Origin of the sequence: Micromonospora musae (genome assembly GCF_003626545.1) — a bacterium.
GTDB classification, from domain to species: domain Bacteria; phylum Actinomycetota; class Actinomycetes; order Mycobacteriales; family Micromonosporaceae; genus Micromonospora; species Micromonospora musae.
In genome coordinates this window covers 77,658-99,268 of sequence record NZ_RAZS01000001.1, presented here as the reverse complement: position 1 = coordinate 99,268, position 21,611 = coordinate 77,658, and the positions used below count along the sequence as shown (strand labels likewise).

The window sequence follows — 21,611 nt, the reverse complement described above, 5'->3', positions numbered from 1 at the left end:
GCTCAACGCCGACGCGGGAGCGCGACCGGCCGGTCGCTCACCACGTGCCGTCCTCCCGGACGCGGGACGGCGCCCGCCCGAGCAGCAGCGTGGTCAGTGCCGCGTCGACGTCGGCGCCGAGGAACCACTCGCCCGCCTGGTCCAGCGCGAAGACCCGGCCCTCCTGGTCGACGGCGAGGATGCTCTCGCCGTGCTCCGAGCCGAACGGGAAGAGGTGGCTGCCGAGCACTGTCGCGAAGTCAGCGAGGGTGTCGGCGCTGTGCGCGCCCCGTAGCGGGTTGGTGGTGAACCGGCTGATCCACACCTCCTCGCCCGGGCCGCGCCGCCGGCTGAGCAGCGCCGGGAAGGCGGTCAGCGCGGCCACCGCCGCCGGAAACGGCTCGTGCCGGTGTCGCTGCCCCCGCACCTCGCGGGTCTCCCGGATCGCCCCGGCGCAGAGCACCTCGTTGAGCGGGCCGTCCGCCCAGCCACCGTCCAGAAGGGAATCCGCCACCTCCGCCGGGAACCGTCCGGGCTGGTGCGGTACCTGCCGCTCGGGCAGCCACTCCTGCGTGTAGGCCAGCTCCGACCAGCGGAGAACGTTGAAGTGCACCAGGAAGTTCAGGCACGAGTCGCAGGGGCGCTCGGCGAGCCCACCGGCCGGATCGCCCGGCTCCCGTACCCGGAACACCTCGAACCGGGCCGCGGCGAGCAGCAACTCGGCGTCGCCCATGCCCATCGGGGCGATGCCCTCGGCGGCCCGGCGGTGGTCGTACTCGTGCAGCACGTCGGAGACGACGATCAGCTCGGCGTGCCGGTCACCACCGCGACCGAGGTGACCGACGGGCAGTTCGTCGAGGTAGCGCCGGACCAGCGGATGGTGCCGCAGCTCCACGTCGCCCTTGGCCCCCTGGGCCCGGAACATCCTGCCGTCGAGGGAGAGGTGGGCGATCGCGCCGGGGGTGGGCAGCCGCCCGATCTCCCGCAGCAGTTGGCTCGCCGGATCGACCGTCCGAGGCGCCCGCGGCTCGCTCGGCCGGTTACGTCGGTAGAGCTCCTCGACCACGTTCGGTGGGACCCGGGGCCAGGTCGTCACCTCGCCGGTCTCCCGGTCGACGAACGTCGTCGGCAGGTCACCCGGGAGCGTCCGCGCCTCGACGGACACAGTGGACGATATGACGAACCCCAGGTCGAACTCGTCGACGGTCGGCACGCACTCGTAGCCCAGGCGTTGCGAGTCGCGGCGCGCCCACACCGCGGCGAGTTGCTCGGCCTGATGACGGTCGATCACCCGGCAGAAACTACCGGACCCCACGAGATTCGTCGCGCCCGGTATGGTGCGGCCTACACACGGTGACGGGGGAGGCGGCGTGGCGGAGGAGGCGGACCGGTCGACGAATCACCCACTGCGGGTCAGGTTCGACGAGATCCACGGTCAGTACCAGCGACTCAGGTCCGGTCTGGACGAACTGCGTGAGCGGCTCGCCGACCTGCGGGTGACCGAGCGTTCCGCGGACGGAAGGGTGACCGCCACGGTCGGCGCCCGTGGCGAGGTGATCACCGTGGAGCTGAGCTCCGCCGTCTACGGCGACCGGGACGCCGCCGCGCTGAGCCGGACGATCACCGAGACGGTGCGCCGGGCGAGCACCCGCGCGAACGCGGCCACCCGGGAACTGGTCGCCGGCTATCTTCCGGCCGGCGCCGGGTCGATGGATTTCCTGCGTACGGGTGACTTCGGCGCGCTGCTCGACCGGGCCGACGCGGTCCTGGGCGGCGGCAAGTGAGCGGCGCGGGCGGCGGGCAGCTGTGGCTCGACGCCACCCGGGCCCGGCAGGGCGGCGCGGACCTGAGCGCCGCCGGGGAGGCGCTGAGCGCCCGGCGGGCCGAGGTAGGCGGTGAGATCGCCTCGACCAGCGCGCAGCAGCCCTGGGGGCGGGACGACATCGGGGCAGCCTTCGAGCGCGGCTACCGCGGGTGCGAGGAGATCGTGCTGCGGGCGTGGGAGGGGCTCGGCCGCCACCTCAACGCGCTCGGCGTCGACGTGGTGCGTTCGGTCGACGCCAACGTGAACACCGATGCAACCGCCTCGGGCCGGCTCGCCCGCGTCGACAGCCGCTGACCACGGAGCATCCCGATGAGCCTGCTGCCGAGCCCGGTACCGCACCCGCTCGACTACTCGCCGTGGGACCTGCCCGGTTGGATCTACGAGGCCCTCGACTGGGTGCTCGGGGTCGAATGGCCGGAGGGGAACGAACGCGCCGTCTGGGACCTCGCCGACCAGTGGTACGCGGTGGCCGCCGTGCTCGCCGCCCCGCGCGCCGACGCGGCCGAGGCCGCCGCCGAGGTACGAGGCGGCTACGGCGCGGTCGGCGCGGTCCCCGAGGCGTTCGAGGCGGCCTGGCGGCGGTTGGCTGAAGGCGACGACGCTCCGCTGCCCGTGCTGCTCGCCGTCTCCACCGACCTGGGCCGGCTGGTCGAGGAGTGCGGGTGCGACATCGAGGCCGCGAAGCTCGAGGTCTGGATCGAGCTCGGCGTCCTGGTCGTCGAGCTGCTGTCGCTGGCGGTCGCGGCCGCGCTCACCGCCGGCGCCGCCTCGCCCGCGGCGGGCGCCGCGGTCGCCGCCAGCCGGGTGATCGTGCAGCAGATCTTCAAGCGCCTGATCGGGCAGCTCGCCCGTAAGTCGCTGCGCCACGGCCTGAAGGAGGCCGGCGAGCGGGCCGCCCGGCAGGTCGCCGAGGGCGGCGTGCGGGGCCTGGCCCGGCGCTCGGCGCTCGGCGGGCTCACCGAGGCGGGCGAGGAGGCGGGGATCAGCCTCGCCACGCAGGCGTACCAGAACTCCACGGGCCGGCGCGACGGGCTGGACCTCACCGACGCCGGCACCTCGGCGCTCGGCGGCCTGGCCGGGGGCGCGGCCGCACCGCTGGCCGGGCTGGGCCGGCACGCGACCGGGCCCGTGGCCCGCGTCGGCGAGCACCTGACCCGGGAGATGGCCGGTGAGGTGATTGCGGAGAACGCCGCGAGCCTCGCCACCGGGGCGGGTTTGACCTCCGTGGAGGAGGCCGCGCGGGCCGCGGTCTCCGGCGGCACGGGCTCGGCCACCGCGCAGGCGGACGCCGCGCTCCGCGCCCGGCTCGACGGCCGGCTCGCCGCGCTGGCCTCGACGGAGCTGGGCGTGCCGCCGAGTCTGGGCGTGGCGCTCGGTTCAGGCGTGGCCGAGCTGCCGGGTGGGCCCGAGTCGCCGGTGCCCGCACCGCGCCCGCCGTCCGACCCAACGTCCGCGCCCGGCATGTTGCCCTCGCCCGGCGTGCTGCCCTCGTCCAGTGCGCCGATCGAGGTACCCCCTCCCGCCGCGCCCGGTCCGTCCGCGCCCGCGCCGGTGTCGCCCGGGCCGGCTTCGTTCGAGACGGTGCCGGTGTCGCCCGGTCTGGCTTCGTCCGAGGCGTTACCGGTGTCGTCCGCGTCGGCTTCGTTCGAGACGGTGCCGGTGTCGTCCGGGCCGGCTTCACCCGTGACCGTGCCGGTGTCGCCCGGGCCGATGGATTCCGTTCTGCCGGCCCCCACCGTGACGACTTCGGCGGCGATCGCCGACACCCCGACGCTGAGTGCGCTCGCGGCCCCCGCCCCGCCGATCACCGGGGCACCACCCCCGAGCTCGCCGGTTGTCGACCCGGTGCCGACCGGCCCGAACCCGACCGCTCCGACCGCGGCGACGCAGCCGACGCCCCCCTCGGCCGGCTCGCTCGCAGCCACCACGGCGGCGGCTCCGACCGTCTGGCCGACCCGGACCGCGACACCCGGCCCCGTGGCACCGACGCCGCCCGAGCCCGCGACACCCGCCGCCCCGGCATCCGGCACTCCGCCGCCGACGCCGGATCCGCGCACCCCCGAGCCCGCCGTCCCGCCGAGACCCAACTCCACCGGGCCGCCGAACGGCGGAGGTCCGGACCGGCCGACGGCGGGCGGGTCGGATGCGCCACCGGCTCAGCCGGTGCCGCCCCGGCCGCCGTCCGACGGTTCGCCGGGGCTGGTGGGCGCCGATGGGCCGCGGCCGAGAACGCCCGAGTGGTACGCCGCCGTCTGGGCGGCCGACCGGGACGCCTTCGAGCGGCGCCGGTACCGGGGCCACTTCGAGTACCAGCGGCGCACCCACGAGGAGAACCGGCGCCGTGACCGGGTCGCGCAGCTGCGCCGAGACGCCGACCGGACAGACGACGAGATCCGCTGGCTGCGCAGCGAGGGCCACGATCTGGCCCGCGCCGGGCGGCACGCCGCCGCCGGGCGGTACCGCGCCGAGGTCCGCGACCGGGAAAGGTGGTACCACCAGCAGCGAGACCTCGCCGAGGAGATCCTGGCCGGGACGGTCGCGTCGCCGAGGGTCGGCCTCGACGAGGAGACCTTCCGGCGCGTCAACGACGACGTCGGCGAGCTCGCCGCCGGCGGGGTCGAGACGGCGGATCGCTCGGCGCTGACCGGCGACGACCACCCCCCACCGATCGACAGGTCACGCCGCTACGGCCGGCCGGGCGGGTTGCGTCCGCCGCTGGCCCTGCACCAGACCGACGTCGAGCGTCGGGTCCCCCGGGAAGCCGACGGGCGGGTCGCACGTACCCCGGATCCGCGCCAGGGCGACTGGTTCCGGCTGCTGAACGACGGTGGGCCGGCGGCCGACCCCACCCGGGGCATCAACTGCGTCGACTGCACGCTCTCGCTCTTCGACACGTGGGCGCACGCCCGCCCCCGGGTGTCGGCGCCGCGCACCTTCGACGCGTACGCGGCAGGCGACGTCAACCGGCCGCTCGACGGCGAGCTGCACGGGCCGCAGCGGATCGAGCAGATCACCGGTGGGCGGTTCCAACGACTCTGCGAGCCGAGGCACGACGTCACGCCGGCGCAGCGGCGGCACGCCATCGATCGCGGGTACCACAACCTGCACGACCAGTTGCTGCTCGGTGGGCACGGCAGCTACGCGTTCGTGATCAACACGTGGGAGGGCGGGGGTGCCCACATCTCCGTGGCGCTCAACCAGAACGGCACCGTGCTCTACCTCGATCCGCAGACCGGCCGGATCGCCACCCGACCGCTCTACCGGCACACCGGGACGGCGAACCGGTACAACTCGGTCGACCTCGAGGTTCTGGTGCTCGGCCCCGACGCCCGGCCGATGCCGATGGCCGGGCTGCGACGGGGATGGCACAGCGCCCTTCCAGACCTGCCCGAATATCCGCCTGCCGAGCGCGACGAGGGGTACGGCCACCCGTACCTCAACCGGCTGCATCTCCTCGCCGCCGGGCCTGGGTCGACCACTGCGGAGCATTCGCCGGTGGAGCGGGTGCTCGCCGACGCGGTGGACCTCACCGGCGCCCTCCGGGCCGGAGTGCCGCCGCCCGAACTGGCCGAGGCGCTGGACGGGCCGACGCTGCGTCGGCTCGTACCGCAGTTGGACGACGCTGCCGCCCGGGACGTGGCCACCTTCTTCGCGGACCCACGGGCGCGCGCGATGCTGGACGGGGCCTGGCGGGAACCGCCGCCGGACGAGCCGCTGCTCGCCGCGACTCTGATTCGGCAGCTGGCCGAGCGGCCCGACCTGGTGCGCCTGATCCTGGCGACGCCGGAGCTCTTCGACTCGTTGACCGCCCGTCCGCTGACGTTGCATCACCTGGCGAGCCATCAGCAGGCGATCGACGTCCTCGGCGACGTGCTCGCCGAGATTTCGGAGCGGGGTGCCGAGGCGGTTGCGGCGGAGGGTGTCGCGGATCCGAGACCGACGCCGTTGACCGTGGAGCAGCGGCGGATCAGCTCGACCGTCGTCTGTGCGGACGTGATGGCCGGGCAGCAAGGGTTCGACCAGCGGCGACGCAGCGACACCGCCTACCGCGAGCAGTACCTCGATGCACTTTATGGCCAAGCCGCCGGCGCACAGGAGGAGCTGAATCAGCTGGCCGCCAGGCTCGCGTACTCGGGTGGCGAGCGGGTGGGCGATCCCGGCTGGCGTACGGAGCCCAAGGATCGGCGACGTGCCGAGGACAAGGTGACGAAGTACGGCGGCGACGCGAGCCAGCTGATCGACCTTGCCGCAGCCAAAGTGCAGTTCCGATCTCTGGATCAGCTTTATGAGGGGCTGGTTCGCCTCCGGGATGATCCCGATGTCGACATCGTCAGGTTCGAGGACAGGTTCGTTGAGCCGCAGAGCAGCGGCTATCGAGATGTGCAGCTGGTCCTGCGAATGCGCAACGGGCACCTTGCCGAGTTCCGTCTGCATCTGGCGCGTCTCGACGAAGTCGCCGAGTGGGAGCACGTGCTGTTCGAAGTGCGCCGTGACCTGGAGTCCATCGCCCGCGACGAGGGGCGATCATTGACCGTCGCGGAGCGGGCCATAATGGGGGGCCTCCTGCGCAGAGGGCAGGAGCTCTTCTGGACGGCGTTGATGGCGACGTACGAGAGAGACACCTGATGACGGACTTCCCGGGTTTGGTCCTGCCCTCTTATCACATCTACTACGCCTCACCGGTGAAGATCGTCGCTACACCTGAGGGCGGCGCACGGGTCTGGAGGGTCTCCATAGACACGGGCGGTTGGGTCGAGCAGAACCGACTCTTCGAAGAAATCCTCCTCGCGGTCGGCGGTGAAATCTTCACTCGAACTGCTGAGCAGTTCGTGCAGGAGGTAGAGGCGTACCGCGCCCATTACCTCACGGGCGAAGGCCCTGTTTTCGCTCTCTACGACACCATCTCGGCGATTCGAAGCACCGCCGAAGAGCAAGGCCGTCGTCTGACGACAGAGGAGACCGCCTTGATCAAGGGGGTACGCCGCAGGACGTTCGTCATGTTCGAGGAGGAGTTGCAGCGGGCGGGTGATCCGGGGGCCGACCCGTCCCTGGCCCAGCAGCCCTAAACCGCTTGCGAAGGGCGGTGGCGGTGCAAGAGTGTCGCGGTATGTCTGACTCGCCCGCCACCGGCAAGCCTGAGGATCTCCCCGCTCAGGGCTTCGCCTGGTCGAACATGTTCGTCCACCCCGACGCGGACCCCCGTTCCGAGGGCGGCTTCGACGATGAGCGGACGGTCCTCGTCCAGTACCTGCGCGATCAGCGGCTCACCCTGGAGCTGAAGTGCGCGGATCTCGACGCCGAGCAGTTGGCCCGCCGGGCCGTGCCGCCGTCGACGCTGTCGCTGCTCGGCCTGGTCCGGCACATGGCCGAGGTGGAGCGGGGCTGGTTCCGCCGGGTGATGGCCGGCGAGGACGTGCCGCCCGTCTACCGTACGGAGAACGACCGGGACGCCGACTTCAACGGGGCGATAGCGGAGCCCGATGTGGTCGAGGAGGCGTGGCGGGACTGGCGTGCCGAGGTGGAGTTCGCCGAGCGGCTGGTGGAGCGCTCGCCCGACCTCGCTGTCCTGGGCCGCATGCGCGACGGCGAGACCATCTCCCTGCGTGAGCTGCTGGTGCACATGATCGAGGAGTACGCGCGGCACAACGGGCACGCCGACCTGCTCCGCGAGCTGATCGACGGTCGAATCGGGCAGTAGGTGCGGCCGGGGCCGGAGCCGCGGCCCAGGTGGAGGGTGATCCACTCGGGATCATTGAAGTCGGGCTGTCGAGGGCGGGATGATCGCCCGACTTCCTGGAAGTCGTGTCGATCAAGGGCGGCCGGGGCTGTTCGATCAAGGGCGGCCGGGGGTGTGCGGCGCGGGCGCCACGGGGGAGGGCGATGAGCGTGCCGGGAGCGGCGGCCACGCCGGCCAGTGTGGCCGAGGCGGTGGCCGTCCAGGAGGAGTTGCGGTCGCGGGTGGACCTCGTGGGGCCCGGTCCGGCCGAGCCCGCGACGGTGGCCGGGCTCGACGTCGCGTACGCCGAGAGCGGTGACCTGCTGGCGGCTGCGGTGACGGTGCTCGACACCCGTACGCTCGCGGTGCTCGACCAGGCCGTGAGCGTCGGCCGGCCCGCGTTCGGGTACGTCCCGGGCCTGTTCGCGTTCCGGGAGCTGCCCGCGCTGCTCGCCGCGCTGGACCGGTTGAACACCCGGCCGGAGCTGCTGGTCTGTGACGGGCACGGGTTCGCCCACCCGCGCCGGTTCGGGCTCGCCTGTCACCTCGGGGTGGTGACCGGCCTGCCGGCGATCGGGGTCGGCAAGACGCCGCTGGTCGGTGACTGGGTGCCGCCGGCCGTCGAGCGGGGCGCGTGGTCGGCGCTGCGGGACGGGGGTGAGGTGGTGGGTCGGGTGCTGCGGACGCGTGCCGGGGTGAAGCCGGTCTTCGTCAGCGTCGGCCACCGGATGAGCCTGGAGAACGCCGCCGCCCAGGTGCTCGCGTTGACCCCGCGTTACCGGCTGCCCGAGACCACCCGGACCGCCGACCGGCTCTGCCGGGACACCCTCATCGCGGCGCAAGCCACGGCACCACCCGCGACAGGCTGACCCGCCTCCACACGGCACAAGCCACCGTGCCACGCGCCGGACGTCGCGTGTCGCCGCCGTTCGAATGGCTTCCGGTCGGCGGCGTGACCAGGGGCGGAGGCGCTGGCGAAGGTAATGCGGCGCACATCTGGGCCGCTCTATGACCAGTGCGCCAGGTGGGGCGGTAGTAGCCTGACGCGGGCCCTTACCCGGAGCGAACGGCGAGGTGATCATGGCAGTACGGCGGCACGTGGCGCGGTTCGCGACGGTCGGCGCGGTGCTCGGTGGCCTGGTGCTGCTCGGCGGGTCGCCGGCGTTGGCCGATGACGACTCGGTGCGGGTGGGGGCGGCCAGCAGCTTCCGGGCCGGCGGCTCGGCCCAGGGGGTGAACGTCGAGGTGCGCAAGCGCAGCGACGGTTGCGTGCTGCTGCGTACGACGCTCGGGCTGCGGCTGGACGGCCTTGCGGCGGACCAGGTGGAGGTCCAGGTCAACTACGGTGGGCGCTGGTTTCCGGTGCCTGTCAACGGCGGTGGCGGCGCGGTGAGCACGACGCCGACCGCACCGGCGAAGCCGACGCTCTGCCGGGGCAAGGGCATCACGGTTCGTTACCGGGTCGCCTTCGTGGCCGGAGCACCGGGCGGGCGGCTCAGCGTGACCGGCGAGGCCACCAACGCCACCGGCCGGACGCTGGGCCGGGACTCGGATTCGGCGCGGGTGGAGGGTTCGCGGGTGACGGCGTCACCCACTCCGTCGAAGAAGCCGTCGCCGAGTCCGACGCCGGTGGCCACCGAGGCCACCACAGATGCTGGTTCGACTCCGGCAGCGCTGGCGGCGCCGACCGGACCGAGCACGACCGACAAGTCCAAGGAGTCCTCCGGTATGTCCCCGATCATGTTCATCGGTCTGGGCCTGGTCGCCCTCGGGGCGCTGCTGATCGGGTTGCTGGTTCGCCGGTCCCGGCAGGACAAGTCGTCCGCCGACGAGCCGGTCATGGCGGCGGGCTACCCGGGTGGCACCACCTACCGCGCCGGGGGCGGCGCGCCGGCACGTCCCGGCCAGGTGTACGGGCAGTCGCCCGCCGGTGGCGCCGTCTACGGCGCCCCCGCGCAGCGGCCCTCGGGCGGCGGCGTCTACGGCGCCCGCCCGGCCGCCGAGCCGGACCGGACCCAACCGGTTCCCGGGCAGCGGGCCGGCAACGACCCTCAGAGCGCGCCGTCGATGCCCGCGCCGGGTGGCGAACACACCGTCCTCATGCCCAGGCTGCCCGACTGACCAAGGCTCGACCGGTGCCCTCCGATACGCTCAGGGTTGCGTGACGACCTGAGGCCGAGGAGTGAACTGGTGTCTGATCTGTCCCAGATCGTGAAGGCGTACGACGTCCGCGGGACGGTGCCTGACCAGTGGGACGAACGGGCCGCCGAGGCTCTCGGCGCCGCGTTCGTCCAGCTGCTGAACGCCACCGACGAGCCGGGCGACGCCGTCGTGATCGGATACGACATGCGCGCCACCTCGCCCGGCCTGGCGGCCGCGTTCGCCTCCGGGGTACGCGCGGAGGGACGCTCGGTCATCGAGATCGGCCTCGCGTCTACCGACATGCTCTACTTCGCCGCCGGCTCGCTGGACCTGCCCGGGGCGATGTTCACCGCCAGCCACAACCCGGCCCGGTACAACGGGATCAAGATGTGCCGCGCCGGTGCCCGCCCGATCGGACAGGACAGCGGGCTCGCCGAGATCCGCGACCGGGCGCAGGCGCTGCTGGACAAGGAGGAGCCCCGGCCGGCCGGCGAGCCGACGCGCGCCGTGGAGCGGCGGGACATGCTGCCGGAGTACGGGGCGTATCTGCGCAAGCTCGTCGACCTGTCGGAGATCCGGCCGCTGAAGGTGGTGGTCGACGCGGGCAACGGCATGGCCGGTCACACCGTGCCGAGCGTGCTCGGTGCCGCCGTGCTGCCGGGGCTGCCGTTGGAGATCGTGCCGCTCTACTTCGAGCTCGACGGCAGCTTCCCCAACCACGAGGCCAACCCGCTGGACCCGGCCAACCTGGTGGACCTCCAGCGCGCGGTGGTGAAGCACGGAGCGGACATCGGGCTCGCCTTCGACGGTGACGCCGACCGGTGCTTCGTGGTGGACGAGCGGGGCGAGCCGGTCTCGCCGTCCGCGATCACCGCGCTGGTCGCGGCGCGGGAGCTCGGCAAGTACCCGGGCGCCACCGTGATCCACGGTTTGATCACCTCCCGTGCGGTGCCGGAGATCATCCGCGAGCACGGCGGGGAGCCGGTGGTGGCGCGGGTCGGTCACTCCTTCATCAAGGCGGAGATGGCCCGCACCAACGCCGTCTTCGGCGGTGAGCACTCCGCGCACTACTACTTCCGGGACTTCTGGTTCGCCGACACCGGGATGCTCGCGGCCATGCACACCCTGGCCGCGCTCGGCGAGCAGTCGCTGCCGCTCTCGGTGCTGGCCGGCGAGTACGAGCGGTACGTCGCCAGCGGTGAGATCAACTCCACCGTGGCGGACCAGGCCGCGGCGATGGCCGACGTACGCGGCGCGTACCCGGACGCCGTCGCCGACGACCTGGACGGCTTGACCCTGCGCTTCCCCGACGGCGCGTGGTTCAACCTGCGCGCGTCCAACACCGAGCCGCTGCTGCGGCTGAACGTCGAGGCACCGAGCCGGGATCGGATGATCTCCCTCCGCGACGAGGTGCTCGACCGGGTTCGCCGATAAGATCGCCTGCGCCGTCGGCACCGCCGACGGTCACGCCGCACACGTGGAAGGAGCCGCGCCGTGGCCCTGGATCCGCAGTTGCTCGAGATACTCGCCTGCCCGGACACGCACCACGCACCGCTGAACTACGACGCGCAGGCGCAGACGCTGACCTGCACCGAGTGCGGCCGGATCTTCGAGGTCCGCGACGACGTGCCGGTGCTCCTGCTCGACGAGGCGCGCGGCGGACCGGGGCAGCAGTCGTGATCGACGGTACCGCCGGAGTCAGTGGTCACCGGGAAGCCGACGAGGCGCTGCTCGACGACGCCGACGCGCTCTCCGAGCGCGACCCGGGCGGCATGCTGCGGCACACAGCCGCGGCGGGTGCGCAGGTCCGTGAGTCGGCCGCGCTCGCCGCCGAGGCGAACCTCTCCGTGCTCGCCGACGAGGGGCGGCCGCGCGCGGTGGTCATCGCGGGCATCGGCACCGCCGGCCGCACCGGCGACGTGCTCGCCACGGTCGCCGGACCGCGCTGCCCGGTGCCGGTGATCGCGCACCGCAGCGCGGGCGTGCCGGGCTGGGTGGGCGCGGCCGACGTGGTCATCGCCGTGAGCGCCTCCGGCCGTAGCCCGGAGGCGTTGGGCGCTGCCGAGGCGGCGCACCGGCGTGGCGCCCGGCTGGTCGCGGTCGGTGCGCCCGACTCGCAGCTCCAGTCGGTCGCCGAGCGGGCGCGCGCGCCGTTCATTCCGGTACCCCGGCGTGCCCCGGCCCGGGCCAGCCTCTGGGCGCTCACCGTTCCGGTGCTGCTCGCCGCGCGTACGCTCGGGCTGGTCAAGGTCAACGAGGCGGACCTGGCCGAGACCGCGGCCCGGCTCGACGCGGACGCCGACCGTTGCCGGCCCACCGCCGAGTCCTTCGTCAACCCGGCCAAGTCGCTGGCGCTGGGGCTCGCCGGGTCGATCCCGATCGTCTGGGGCTCGTCGCCGCTGGCCACCGTCGCGGCGCGCCGGTTCGGCGACACCCTCTCGGCAAACGCCCGGTACCCGGTGGTGACCGGGGCGCTGGGCGAGGCCGGGCGGGGCCGGGTGGGCCTGCTCGACGGAGTCTTCGGCGGCCTCGCGGAGGGCGAGCGGGACATCTTCGCCGACCCGGACGAGGAGAGCGACGACGGCACCCGGCTGCGGCTGGTGCTGCTGCGCGACGGCGGGCTGAACGCGGAGGACGACACCGACGAACCGCTCGCCGTGGAGGAGCGACGCGCCGAGGCGGTGCAGACCCTCGCGGAGCGCCGAGGCGTTCGCTGTGACGTGGTGACGGCCGAGGGGGGCTCCGCGTTGGAGCGGCTCGCCTCGCTCACCGCGGTCCCGGATTTCGCCTCGATCTACCTGGCGCTGGCCCACGGGCTGGACCCGATGGCGGTACCGGCCATCACCGAGATGAAGGAGCTGTCGAACCAGTGATCGGACGTTGGTGGTCGGCGCGGGACTCCCGTGGCCGGCGGCCTCGCGCGGCGGAGCCGAGCGGTGGCGTGGGCGTACGCGGTGAGCGGAGCATCCGGCTCGGTGCGGTCGCGGCTCACGGTGTCGCCCGGCGGAGCGGAGCGGCGGCGTGAGCGCCGAAGGCGGGACGAAGGCGATCATCGCCGCCCTGCTGGCCAATGTCGGTATCGCCATCACGAAGTTCATCGCGTTCGCGCTGACCGGATCGTCGTCGATGCTGGCCGAGTCGATCCACTCGGTGGCCGACTCGGGCAACCAGGGGCTGCTGCTGCTCGGCGGGAAGCGGGCCAAGCGGGAAGCGACCCCGCAGCACCCGTTCGGCTACGGCCGGGAGCGCTACATCTACGCGTTCATCGTCTCCATCGTGCTGTTCAGCGTCGGTGGTCTCTTCGCGCTCTACGAGGCCTACCACAAGTACGAGCACCCGGAGGCGATCACCAAGTACCACTGGGTGCCGATCGGCGTGCTGCTCATCGCGATCACGTTGGAGTCGTTCTCCTTCCGCACGGCCATCAAGGAGTCCAACCAGCTCCGGGGCAACCAGTCCTGGGTCAAGTTCATCCGCCGCGCCAAGGCGCCGGAGTTGCCTGTGGTGCTGCTGGAGGACTTCGGCGCGCTGATCGGTCTGCTCTTCGCGCTCTTCGGCGTGAGCATGACCCTGGTGACCGAGAACGGCCGCTGGGACGCGCTGGGCACCGCGATGATCGGCATCCTGCTGGTCACCATCGCGGTCGTCCTCGCCATCGAGACGAAGAGCCTGCTGCTCGGTGAGGGTGCCGAGTCGCACGACCTGGCCGCCATCGAGCGGGCCGTGACCGAGGGTCCCGAGGTCGAGCGGATCATCCACATGAAGACGCTCTACCTCGGCCCGGAGGAGCTGATGGTGGCCGCGAAGGTCGCCGTCATGGCCTGCGACACCGCTGAGGAGGTGGCGCGCGGGATCAACGCCGTCGAGGCGCGGATCCGCGCGGCCGTGCCGATCGCCCGGGTCATCTACCTCGAGCCGGACATCTACAGCGCTGCGGCCGAGCGGGCGGGCACCGGGTCCGCCGCGCCCACCGCGGCACCGCCGACACAGGATGCGGCGGACGAGACGGCCGAACGGCCGGGGAGCTGAAACACGTGGAACTGTTGTACGGCCCTGTTCGGGACTACGCCTGGGGATCGCGTTCGGCCATCGCCGCCCTGCAGGGGCGCCCGGTGCCGAGCGAGGGCCCGGAGGCCGAACTGTGGCTCGGCGCCCACCCGGGCGCTCCGGCCGCCGTCGAGCGGGACGGCGAGCGGGTCAGCCTGCTCGACGTACTGGCGGCGGAGCCCGAGCACTGGCTCGGGCGCAAAGGCGTCGACCGGTTCGGCACCCGGCTGCCGTTCCTGCTGAAGGTGCTGGCCGCCGACGGCGCGTTGAGCCTCCAGGCGCACCCGGACGCGAAGCAGGCACGGGCCGGCCACGCCGCCGACATCTCACGTCCGGTGGGGGAGCGCAACTACGTCGACCCGTACCACAAGCCGGAGCTGCTGGTCGCGCTCTCGCCGTTCGAGGCGCTCTGCGGGTTCCGTGACCCGGCGGAGTCCGCGCGGGCGCTCGCCGCGTTCGACGTACCGGCGCTGGAGCCGGTGGTGACGGCGCTGCGTACCGGCCTGGCGGGGCTGCGCACGGCGGTCCGTACGCTGCTCACCTGGCCGCAGGAGGAGCGGGCCGGGCTGGTGTCCGCGGTGGTGGCTTCGCCGGCCGAGGGCCCGGACGCCGATCTGGCCCGGTCGCTGGCGGCGGAGTACCCGGCCGACCCGGGCGTGCTGGTGGCGTTGCTGCTCAACCACGTCCGGCTGGTGCCCGGCGAGGCGATCTGGATGCCGGCCGGCAACCTGCACGCCTACCTGCGCGGCACCGGCGTGGAGATCATGGCGGCCAGTGACAACGTGCTGCGCGGCGGGCTCACTCCGAAGCGGGTGGACGTCGACGAGCTGCTGCGGGTGCTCCGCTTCGAGGTGCTCGACGATCCGGTGGTCGCCGCGCGGCCGGCCGGTGCCGGGGTGGACTGCTGGCGGGTGCCGGTGGACGACTTCGCGCTGCAGCGGGTGACCGTGGGCGGCGAGGTGCCGGAGGCGGAGCTCTCGGTCGACGGCCCCCGGGTGGTGCTCTGCGTGACCGGCCCGCTCACGGTGGACGACGGGACGGGCGTGCTGAAGCTGGAGAGCGGCCAGGCCGCCATCGGCAGCGCGGCCGGCGGGCCGCTGCGGATCAGCGGATCCGGTCAGGCGTACGTCGCGTCGAGTGGCGTGAGCTGACCTCAGGGCCGGGGCACCCGTCGGGCGGGTCCACCGGGCTGCTCCGGGCGGTCGACAGGTTCCGGTCGGCAACCTCGGCGGCGGGTCGCGGCCCGGCGACGGGAATTCCAAGTCCGACTTTCCCGAAATAGCTTGACGCGGGCCTCGCGCAGTGTGACTCTATGAGTACGCAGCGTGATCGCGACGACGGTCCGAGAACGCGCGGGGAACCAAACCGGGGGGATGCACGGGGCGGGCGGATGGTGGACGGAAAGTCCGTTCACGGCCGACCGCCCCGTGCGCTGTCCGCGTCCCGCGCGTCTGCGGGCGGCCGGGGTGCCCACATGCCGGCGCGCGTAAGGTGGAGGGTCGCGCAGCACATCGTCCGACAGGAGCTTCCATGACCAGCACCCTCCCGGCGGCCAGCGGAACGCCGTCCGCGGCCCGGCCGAACACCGTCGCCGGCGGCGACTACAAGGTGGCGGATCTGTCGCTCGCCGAGTTCGGGCGCAAGGAGATCCGGCTCGCCGAGCACGAGATGCCCGGGCTGATGGCGATCCGCAGCGAGTTCGCCGCGGCGCAGCCGCTGGCCGGTGCCCGGATCACCGGGTCGCTGCACATGACCATCCAGACGGCCGTCCTGATCGAGACCCTGGTCGCGCTCGGCGCGCAGGTCCGCTGGGCCTCGTGCAACATCTTCTCCACCCAGGACCACGCCGCTGCGGCGATGGTGGTCGGCCCGAACGGCACCCCCGACGCCCCGGCCGGCGTTCCGGTCTACGCCTGGAAGGGCGAGACGCTGGAGGAGTACTGGTGGTGCACCGAGCAGGTGCTCTCCTGGCCGGACGGGCAGGGCCCGAACATGATCCTCGACGACGGCGGTGACGCCACCCTGCTCGTGCACAAGGGCGTCGAGTTCGAGAAGGCCGGCGTCGTACCGCCTGTCGAGTCCGCCGACTCCGAGGAGTACGCGGTCATCCTCGGGCTGCTGCACCGCACGCTCGCCGAGGACGGCCAGCGCTGGACCCGGATCGCGTCCACCATCAAGGGCGTCACCGAGGAGACCACCACCGGCGTGCACCGCCTCTACGAGATGCACCGCGCGGGCACCCTGCTCTTCCCGGCCATCAACGTCAACGACGCGGTGACCAAGAGCAAGTTCGACAACAAGTACGGCTGCCGGCACTCCCTGATCGACGGCATCAACCGCGCCACCGACGTGCTGATCGGCGGCAAGATGGCCGTCGTCATGGGCTACGGCGACGTGGGCAAGGGCTGTGCCGAGTCGCTGCGCGGCCAGGGCGCCCGAGTGGTGGTGACCGAGGTCGACCCGATCTGCGCGCTCCAGGCCGCGATGGACGGCTACCAGGTCGCCACCCTGGACGACGTCGTCGAGCAGGCGGACATCTTCGTCACCGCCACCGGCTGCTACGACGTCATCACCAACGAGCACATGGCCCGGATGAAGCACCAGGCCATCGTCGGCAACATCGGCCACTTCGACAACGAGATCGACATGGCCGGCTTGGCCAAGCGCTCCGACGTCACGCGCGAGAACATCAAGCCGCAGGTCGACCTGTGGCGCTTCGACGACGGCCACGCGATCATCGTGCTCTCCGAGGGGCGCCTGCTCAACCTGGGCAACGCGACCGGCCACCCGAGCTTCGTCATGTCGAACTCGTTCTCCAACCAGACGATCGCGCAGATCGAACTCTTCACGAAGACCGACGAGTACCCGACCGGCGTCTACGTCCTGCCCAAGCACCTGGATGAGAAGGTCGCCCGGCTGCACCTCGACGCCCTCGGCGCGAAGCTGACCACGCTCAGCAAGGAGCAGGCCGACTACCTCGGTGTGTCGGTCGAGGGTCCGTTCAAGCCCGAGCACTACCGCTACTGATCCGACGGGAACCGGGCCGGCCGCGCGAGCGACCGGCCCGGTTCGCGTTCTCGGACGCCCCGCGTCCGTGGCCGGTCAGGGCCGCCGCGTGCCGGGAATCAACCGGGGCCGCGCCGGCTCGGGCGGACCCAGGTCCAGACACACCAGGCGAGCCACGCCAGCGAGACCGCCGTGGCCAGCGCGCGCATCCGCAGCGCGCTCAGCAGGAACACCACGGCCAGCACCGCCAGCCATGGGCCGAAACCCCTCACCGTCGCCGTCCGGGCAGGGCCGGGGCGGACGCGGCGGTACGGGTGAACAGGTCGTCGGGCACGGTCGTCCTGTCTGCGCGTAGGAATGCTCCGGATCCTTCCACAGCCGCCGGCCGGTCGCGCCGCGCAGCCGAGCAGCGGGCACCTGTCGCACCCCGGCCCCGCCGGACGGGCACGGGCGGTGCCGGCCGTCGGTCCGGCCTGCTCGCGCGCGGCCGTCGGTCAGGCACCGTGATGCTCGCCCGCCGCCGCCGTCGCCGGACGGACGGTGGGGGCGGTGGGCTGCGCGGGCGGACGTACCACCGGGGGGTTCGACGCGCCCGGCGGCGTGGACTCGGGCGCGGCGGGGCGGATCGCCGCGGTGGGCGGGGCGGCAACCAGCTCCGGCCAGAGCGCCGCGGTGACCGCCCGGCGCTGCTGGAGCCGCTGCACCGCCCGGCGATGCCGTTCGCCGAGCACCGCGGCCAGGTAGACGGTCTCCGGCGCGGCCAACGGCGGAGGCGGCGTGATCACCGCGGCGACCTCGGCCCAGAGGCCACGCGCCAGCCTTGATCGCGCCGGCTCCGCGAACCGGTGCACCCGGGCGAGATACTGCCGCGCGGCCAGCGCCAGGTTGTCGTCGAGCCGGCTCAGGTCCAGCGTGTACGCCCAGTTGACCAGCGCCGGGACCGCGGTCGGGACGGGACGCCACACCGACGCGGTGCGGGTGTGCACGACCAGCGTGCCGGCCACCAGGTCACCGAGGCGACGACCGCGCCGGTCGGTCAGCATCACCGTCACCCCGGCCACCCAGCTGACCAGCGGCAGGATGAGGCCGGGCCACTCCACGGCGACACCGACCAGGGCCCGGGTCAGCGACTGCCGGAGACCGACCGGACCGCCGTCGGCGCTGACCACCCGCAGGCCGACGGCGAGCTTGCCCACCGTCTGGCCGTTGTTGAAGCGCTCCATCAGCACCGGGTAGCCGACCAGCACGAACGCCAGTCCGAGCGTGCCGGTCGCGCTGTTCAAGGCCGCGTCGACCAGCTCGAACGGCAGCGCCGTGAACAGCAGCGCGAAGAGCACGGCGAGCAGCAGGGCGGCCACCAGCTGGGTCAGGACGTCCAGCAGCAGGGCGAGCACCCGCGAGCCGAGCCGGGCGACCCGGACCTCCAGCGCCACGGCCTCGCCGCTGACCAGACCGGCGTCGCTCCACGGCACGGCCCGGGCCTCCGGGCGGGTACGGGCCGACGACGGTGGTTGCGCGCTCACCCCGACAGTGAACACTATGATCGCCGGACGGGGGTGCTTGTGGATCTCGACGCGTACGTTGCGGAGCACGGCGGGCAGTGGCGGCGCCTCGAGGCGCTGTGCCAGCGCGGCAGCCTCGACGCCGAGGAGGTCGACGAGCTGATCGCCCTCTACCAGCGGACGGCCACCCAGCTCTCCGTGCTGCGCAGCCGCTCACCCGACCCGGCGCTGGTCGGTCAGCTCTCCCAGTTGGTGCTGCGGGCCCGGTCGCGTATCACCGGCCGCTCGCGCCCGTCCCTGTCGGCGGTCACCCGGTTCCTGGTCGCCGGGTTTCCGGGCGCGGTCTACCGGGCCTGGCCGTGGTGGTGCGGGGTGGCCACCGGCTTCAGCCTGCTCAGCTTCCTCCTGATGTGGTTCGTCGCCGACAACCCGGACACCGCTGCCGCGTTCATCGGTGACGACGCGGCGGCCGAGCTGGTCGAATCGGGGTTCGCCGGCTATTACACCGAGTTCTCCGCGCCGACGTTCGCCTTCCACCTCTGGACGCACAACGCCTGGATCGCCGCGCAGTGCCTGGCGTCCGGGGTGCTGATCGTGCCGGTGTTCTACCTGCTCTGGCAGAACGCGCTCAACATCGGCGTGGTCGGCGGGGTGATGATCTCGTACGGCCGGGCGGACGTCTTCTTCGGCCTCATCACCCCGCACGGGCTGCTGGAGCTGACCGGGGTCTTCGTGGCCGCCGGGCTGGGTCTGCGTACGGGGTGGGCGTGGATCTCACCGCCGGCCGAGCTGACCCGGGGGCAGGCGGTCGCCCGGGCGGGCCGCTCCGCGATCGTGGTCGCGCTCGGTCTGGTCGGGGTCTTCGCGGTCTCGGCGTTGGTCGAGGCGTTCGTCACTCCGGCCCCGGTGCCGGTTCCGCTCCGCGTCGGGGTGGGTGCCGCCGTCTGGCTGGCCTTCCTGGCGTACGTCCTGATCCTCGGCCGCCGCGCCACCCACCCCACCCCCACCCCCGCGCCCTCACCTCCACCCCTCCCCGTTGATCATGATGTTGACGGCGTTCTGGATCTCCCTTCGGCCCGTTAACGTCATGATCGACCGGAAGGTCGGGGGTCAGAGTTGGGCTTGGGCTTTGAGGCGTAGGTAGGTGTCGGCCAGCCGGGGGGCGAGGGCGCCGGCGGGGGCGTCCACCACAGTGACGCCGTGGCGGGTCAACGCCGTCCGCACCCGGTCCCGCTCGGCCAGCGCCCGCCACCCCGCCGCCGCCGCGTAGGCGTCCCCCGGTCGGGCCGGCGTGCCGGTGGTCATCGCGGTGAGCACCGGATCGTGGACCGCCGCGATGACCACCCGGTGCCGGGCCGCCAGCCGGGGCAGCACCGGTAGCAGGCCCTCGCCGAGAGCGCCCGCCTCCAGCGCGGTGAAGAGCACCACCAGGCTGCGCTGGCGCTGCCGGCGCAGGATCTCACTCGCGATCAGTTCGAAGTTCGTCTCGACCAGCGCCGGCTGGAGCGGGGCGAGCGCGTGCACCACCCGGGTCAGCAACGCCGGCCGGCCGCTGCCGGTCATCGTGGCGCGGACCGCGGTGTCCGCGGCGAGCAGGTCGACACGGTCGCCGGCTCGTACGGCGAGCGCGGTGAGCAGCAACGCGGCGTCGATGGCGGTGTCCAGCCGGGGCTCGTCGCCGACCCGTACGGCCGAGGTGCGGCCGGTGTCGAGCACGCAGACCAGTCGCCGGTCCCGCTCCGGTCGCCAGGTACGCACCAGCACGTCCGCCTGCCGGGCGCTGGCCCGCCAGTCGATCGACCGGACGTCGTCGCCGACCACGTACTCGCGCAGGGTGTCGAACTCGGTGCCCTGGCCGCGCCCGCGAGTGACCTGGGTGCCGTCGATGATCCGCAGTCGAGCCAGCTTCTCGGGCAGGTGCCGGCGGGAGTCGAAACGGGGCAGCACCCGCAGCGTCCACGGTGGCGTGGCGGGGCGGCCGGAGCGTTGCCGGAACGCCAGCCGCAGCGGCCCGTACGAGCGGACGGTCAGGGTCAGCGCCGGCCGGTCACCGCGCCGAGTCGGGGTCAGCCGGGTGGGCAGGACCAGCGTGTCGTCGGGCGCCACCGTGACGATCCGTTGCGGTGGTACGTCGGGGCTTGCGCCGGCCGAGGGCACCCAGGCGTCGCGGACCTGGGCGCGCAGCGTCCGCCCGGAGGTGTTGCCGAGCCGGAGCGCGACCGTGGCGGTGCCGCCGAGCCGGACCGTCCGGTCGCCCTCCCGCTCGGCGGTGAGCGCGGCCGGGGGAACTGCGCAGAGACGGTCCACGAGGACCAGCAGCAGCACGCCACCGGTCATCACCAGGACGCCGACGAACGGCGACGGCCAGAGCGGCAGGGTCAGCGCCCCGGCCGCGAGCAGCAGCGCCGCCCGCCAGGTCATCGCGGCGTCGGCACGGTGGCGAGCACCGCGTCCAGCACCGAGTCCACCCCCACGCCGTCCAGTTCGACCTCCGGCCGCAGGCGCAGCCGGTGCCGCAGCGTGGGCCGGGCCACCGCCTTCACGTCGTCGGGCACCACATGGTCGCGTCCGGCCAGCCAGGCCCACGCCTTGGCGGTGTTGAGCAGCGCGGTGGCGCCTCGCGGTGAGGCGCCGAGCTCCAGCGCGGGGGTGGTGCGGGTGGCCCGACAGAGGTCGACGAGGTAGCCGAGGAGCGGCTCGGCCACGTGGACCTGACCGACCGCGGCCCGGGCGGCAGCGAGGTCCGCCGCGCTCGCCACCGGTCGTACGCCGGCCGCGGCCAGGTCCCGCGGGTCGAAGCCGGCGTGGTGTGCCCGCAGCACGCCCAGCTCCTCCTCCCGGGTGGGCAGCGGCACGGTGAGCTTGAGCAGGAACCGGTCCAGCTGGGCCTCGGGCAGCGGGTAGGTGCCCTCGTACTCGACGGGGTTCTGGGTGGCGGCCACGATGAACGGGTCGGGCAGGGGGCGCCGGCCACCCTCCACCGACACCTGCCGCTCCTCCATGACCTCCAGGAGCGCGGACTGGGTCTTCGGTGGCGTCCGGTTGATCTCGTCGGCGAGCAGGAGATTGGTGAAGACGGGGCCTTCGCGGAAGGTGAACGCGGCGGTGTGCGGATCGAAGATCAGCGAGCCGGTGACGTCGCCGGGCATCAGGTCGGGGGTGAACTGGACCCGCTTCGAGTCCAGCTCCAGCGCGGTCGCCACGGTGCGGATGAGCAGGGTCTTGGCGACTCCCGGCACGCCTTCGAGCAGCACGTGGCCGCGGCAGAGCAGGGCGATCACCAGCCCGGTGACCACCGAGTCCTGGCCGACGACCGCCTTGGCGACCTCGGCGCGCAGCCGGTGCAGGGCGGCGCGGGCCTCGTCGGGGCCGGCGGTCAGGGATTCGGCGGTTG

General features: G+C 73.2%; 19 protein-coding genes. 14 read left to right on the top strand and 5 right to left on the bottom strand.

What is annotated here, in order from left to right; translation table 11 throughout:
• Positions 1-37: 37 nt before the first annotated feature.
• A complete protein-coding gene (locus D7147_RS00470) occupies positions 38-1,270 on the bottom strand; it encodes an SUKH-3 domain-containing protein (protein ID WP_120673256.1) in 1,233 nt (410 codons plus the stop codon).
• A gap of 79 nt (positions 1,271-1,349) precedes the next feature.
• On the opposite strand from D7147_RS00470, the gene D7147_RS00465 reads away from it, so the two are divergent.
• The 13 genes from D7147_RS00465 to ahcY all read left to right on the top strand — a co-directional run bounded on the left by D7147_RS00465 (position 1,350) and on the right by ahcY (position 16,736).
• Positions 1,350-1,763, top strand: a complete 414-nt coding sequence (locus D7147_RS00465; RefSeq protein ID WP_120673255.1) for a YbaB/EbfC family nucleoid-associated protein — start codon at positions 1,350-1,352, stop codon at positions 1,761-1,763.
• A complete protein-coding gene (locus tag D7147_RS00460) occupies positions 1,760-2,098 on the top strand; it encodes a hypothetical protein (protein WP_120673254.1) in 339 nt (112 codons plus the stop codon). The genes D7147_RS00465 and D7147_RS00460 overlap by 4 nt, the downstream gene beginning before the upstream one ends.
• 15 nt (positions 2,099-2,113) lie before the next feature.
• A complete protein-coding gene (locus tag D7147_RS00455; protein ID WP_120673253.1) occupies positions 2,114-6,430 on the top strand; it encodes a toxin glutamine deamidase domain-containing protein in 4,317 nt (1,438 codons plus the stop codon).
• Complete coding sequence (locus D7147_RS00450) at positions 6,430-6,870, top strand: hypothetical protein (RefSeq protein WP_120673252.1); 441 nt, start codon at positions 6,430-6,432, stop codon at positions 6,868-6,870. Before D7147_RS00455 ends, D7147_RS00450 begins: the two co-directional genes overlap by 1 nt.
• 41 nt (positions 6,871-6,911) lie before the next feature.
• Positions 6,912-7,502 carry a DinB family protein gene (locus D7147_RS00445; RefSeq protein WP_199734049.1) on the top strand — a complete coding sequence of 197 codons (591 nt, stop codon included), beginning with the start codon at positions 6,912-6,914 and terminating at the stop codon, positions 7,500-7,502.
• Between the two features lie 182 nt (positions 7,503-7,684).
• Positions 7,685-8,389, top strand: coding sequence for a deoxyribonuclease V (gene nfi / locus D7147_RS00440; protein WP_120673250.1), 705 nt, complete (start codon positions 7,685-7,687; stop codon positions 8,387-8,389).
• Between the two features lie 211 nt (positions 8,390-8,600).
• Positions 8,601-9,641: a hypothetical protein gene (locus D7147_RS00435; RefSeq protein ID WP_120673906.1), complete on the top strand. Its 1,041-nt coding sequence runs from the start codon at positions 8,601-8,603 to the stop codon at positions 9,639-9,641.
• Positions 9,642-9,710: 69 nt separating this feature from the next.
• Complete coding sequence (locus tag D7147_RS00430) at positions 9,711-11,096, top strand: phosphomannomutase/phosphoglucomutase (RefSeq protein ID WP_120673249.1); 1,386 nt, start codon at positions 9,711-9,713, stop codon at positions 11,094-11,096.
• A gap of 60 nt (positions 11,097-11,156) precedes the next feature.
• Positions 11,157-11,342: a Trm112 family protein gene (locus D7147_RS00425; RefSeq protein WP_076471238.1), complete on the top strand. Its 186-nt coding sequence runs from the start codon at positions 11,157-11,159 to the stop codon at positions 11,340-11,342.
• A complete protein-coding gene (locus tag D7147_RS00420; RefSeq protein ID WP_120673248.1) occupies positions 11,339-12,535 on the top strand; it encodes an SIS domain-containing protein in 1,197 nt (398 codons plus the stop codon). The genes D7147_RS00425 and D7147_RS00420 overlap by 4 nt, the downstream gene beginning before the upstream one ends.
• Positions 12,536-12,683: 148 nt before the next feature.
• Positions 12,684-13,691, top strand: a complete 1,008-nt coding sequence (locus D7147_RS00415; RefSeq protein WP_120673247.1) for a cation diffusion facilitator family transporter — start codon at positions 12,684-12,686, stop codon at positions 13,689-13,691.
• 5 nt (positions 13,692-13,696) lie between these two features.
• Positions 13,697-14,860 (top strand): mannose-6-phosphate isomerase, class I, encoded by a 1,164-nt coding sequence (gene manA, locus D7147_RS00410; RefSeq protein WP_120673246.1) that lies wholly within the window; start codon positions 13,697-13,699, stop codon positions 14,858-14,860.
• A 379-nt stretch (positions 14,861-15,239) separates the two neighbouring features.
• Entirely contained in the window at positions 15,240-16,736 is a 1,497-nt protein-coding gene (gene ahcY, locus D7147_RS00405) for an adenosylhomocysteinase (protein ID WP_120673245.1), read from the top strand.
• 98 nt (positions 16,737-16,834) lie between these two features.
• Here the strand turns inward: ahcY and D7147_RS32565 are convergent, their stop codons facing one another.
• Positions 16,835-16,987, bottom strand: coding sequence for a hypothetical protein (locus D7147_RS32565; protein ID WP_187398596.1), 153 nt, complete (start codon positions 16,985-16,987; stop codon positions 16,835-16,837).
• A 222-nt stretch (positions 16,988-17,209) separates the two neighbouring features.
• Positions 17,210-18,238 (bottom strand): RDD family protein, encoded by a 1,029-nt coding sequence (locus D7147_RS00400; RefSeq protein ID WP_233562855.1) that lies wholly within the window; start codon positions 18,236-18,238, stop codon positions 17,210-17,212.
• A 39-nt stretch (positions 18,239-18,277) separates the two neighbouring features.
• On the opposite strand from D7147_RS00400, the gene D7147_RS00395 reads away from it, so the two are divergent.
• On the top strand, positions 18,278-19,300 hold the full coding sequence (locus D7147_RS00395; protein WP_120673244.1) for a stage II sporulation protein M: 1,023 nt from the start codon (positions 18,278-18,280) through the stop codon (positions 19,298-19,300).
• 27 nt (positions 19,301-19,327) lie between these two features.
• Here D7147_RS00395 and D7147_RS00390 read toward each other — a convergent pair whose 3' ends face one another.
• Positions 19,328-20,638, bottom strand: coding sequence for a DUF58 domain-containing protein (locus D7147_RS00390; protein WP_120673243.1), 1,311 nt, complete (start codon positions 20,636-20,638; stop codon positions 19,328-19,330).
• On the bottom strand, positions 20,635-21,597 hold the full coding sequence (locus D7147_RS00385) for an AAA family ATPase (protein WP_120673904.1): 963 nt from the start codon (positions 21,595-21,597) through the stop codon (positions 20,635-20,637). Before D7147_RS00385 ends, D7147_RS00390 begins: the two co-directional genes overlap by 4 nt.
• Positions 21,598-21,611: the final 14 nt, after the last annotated feature.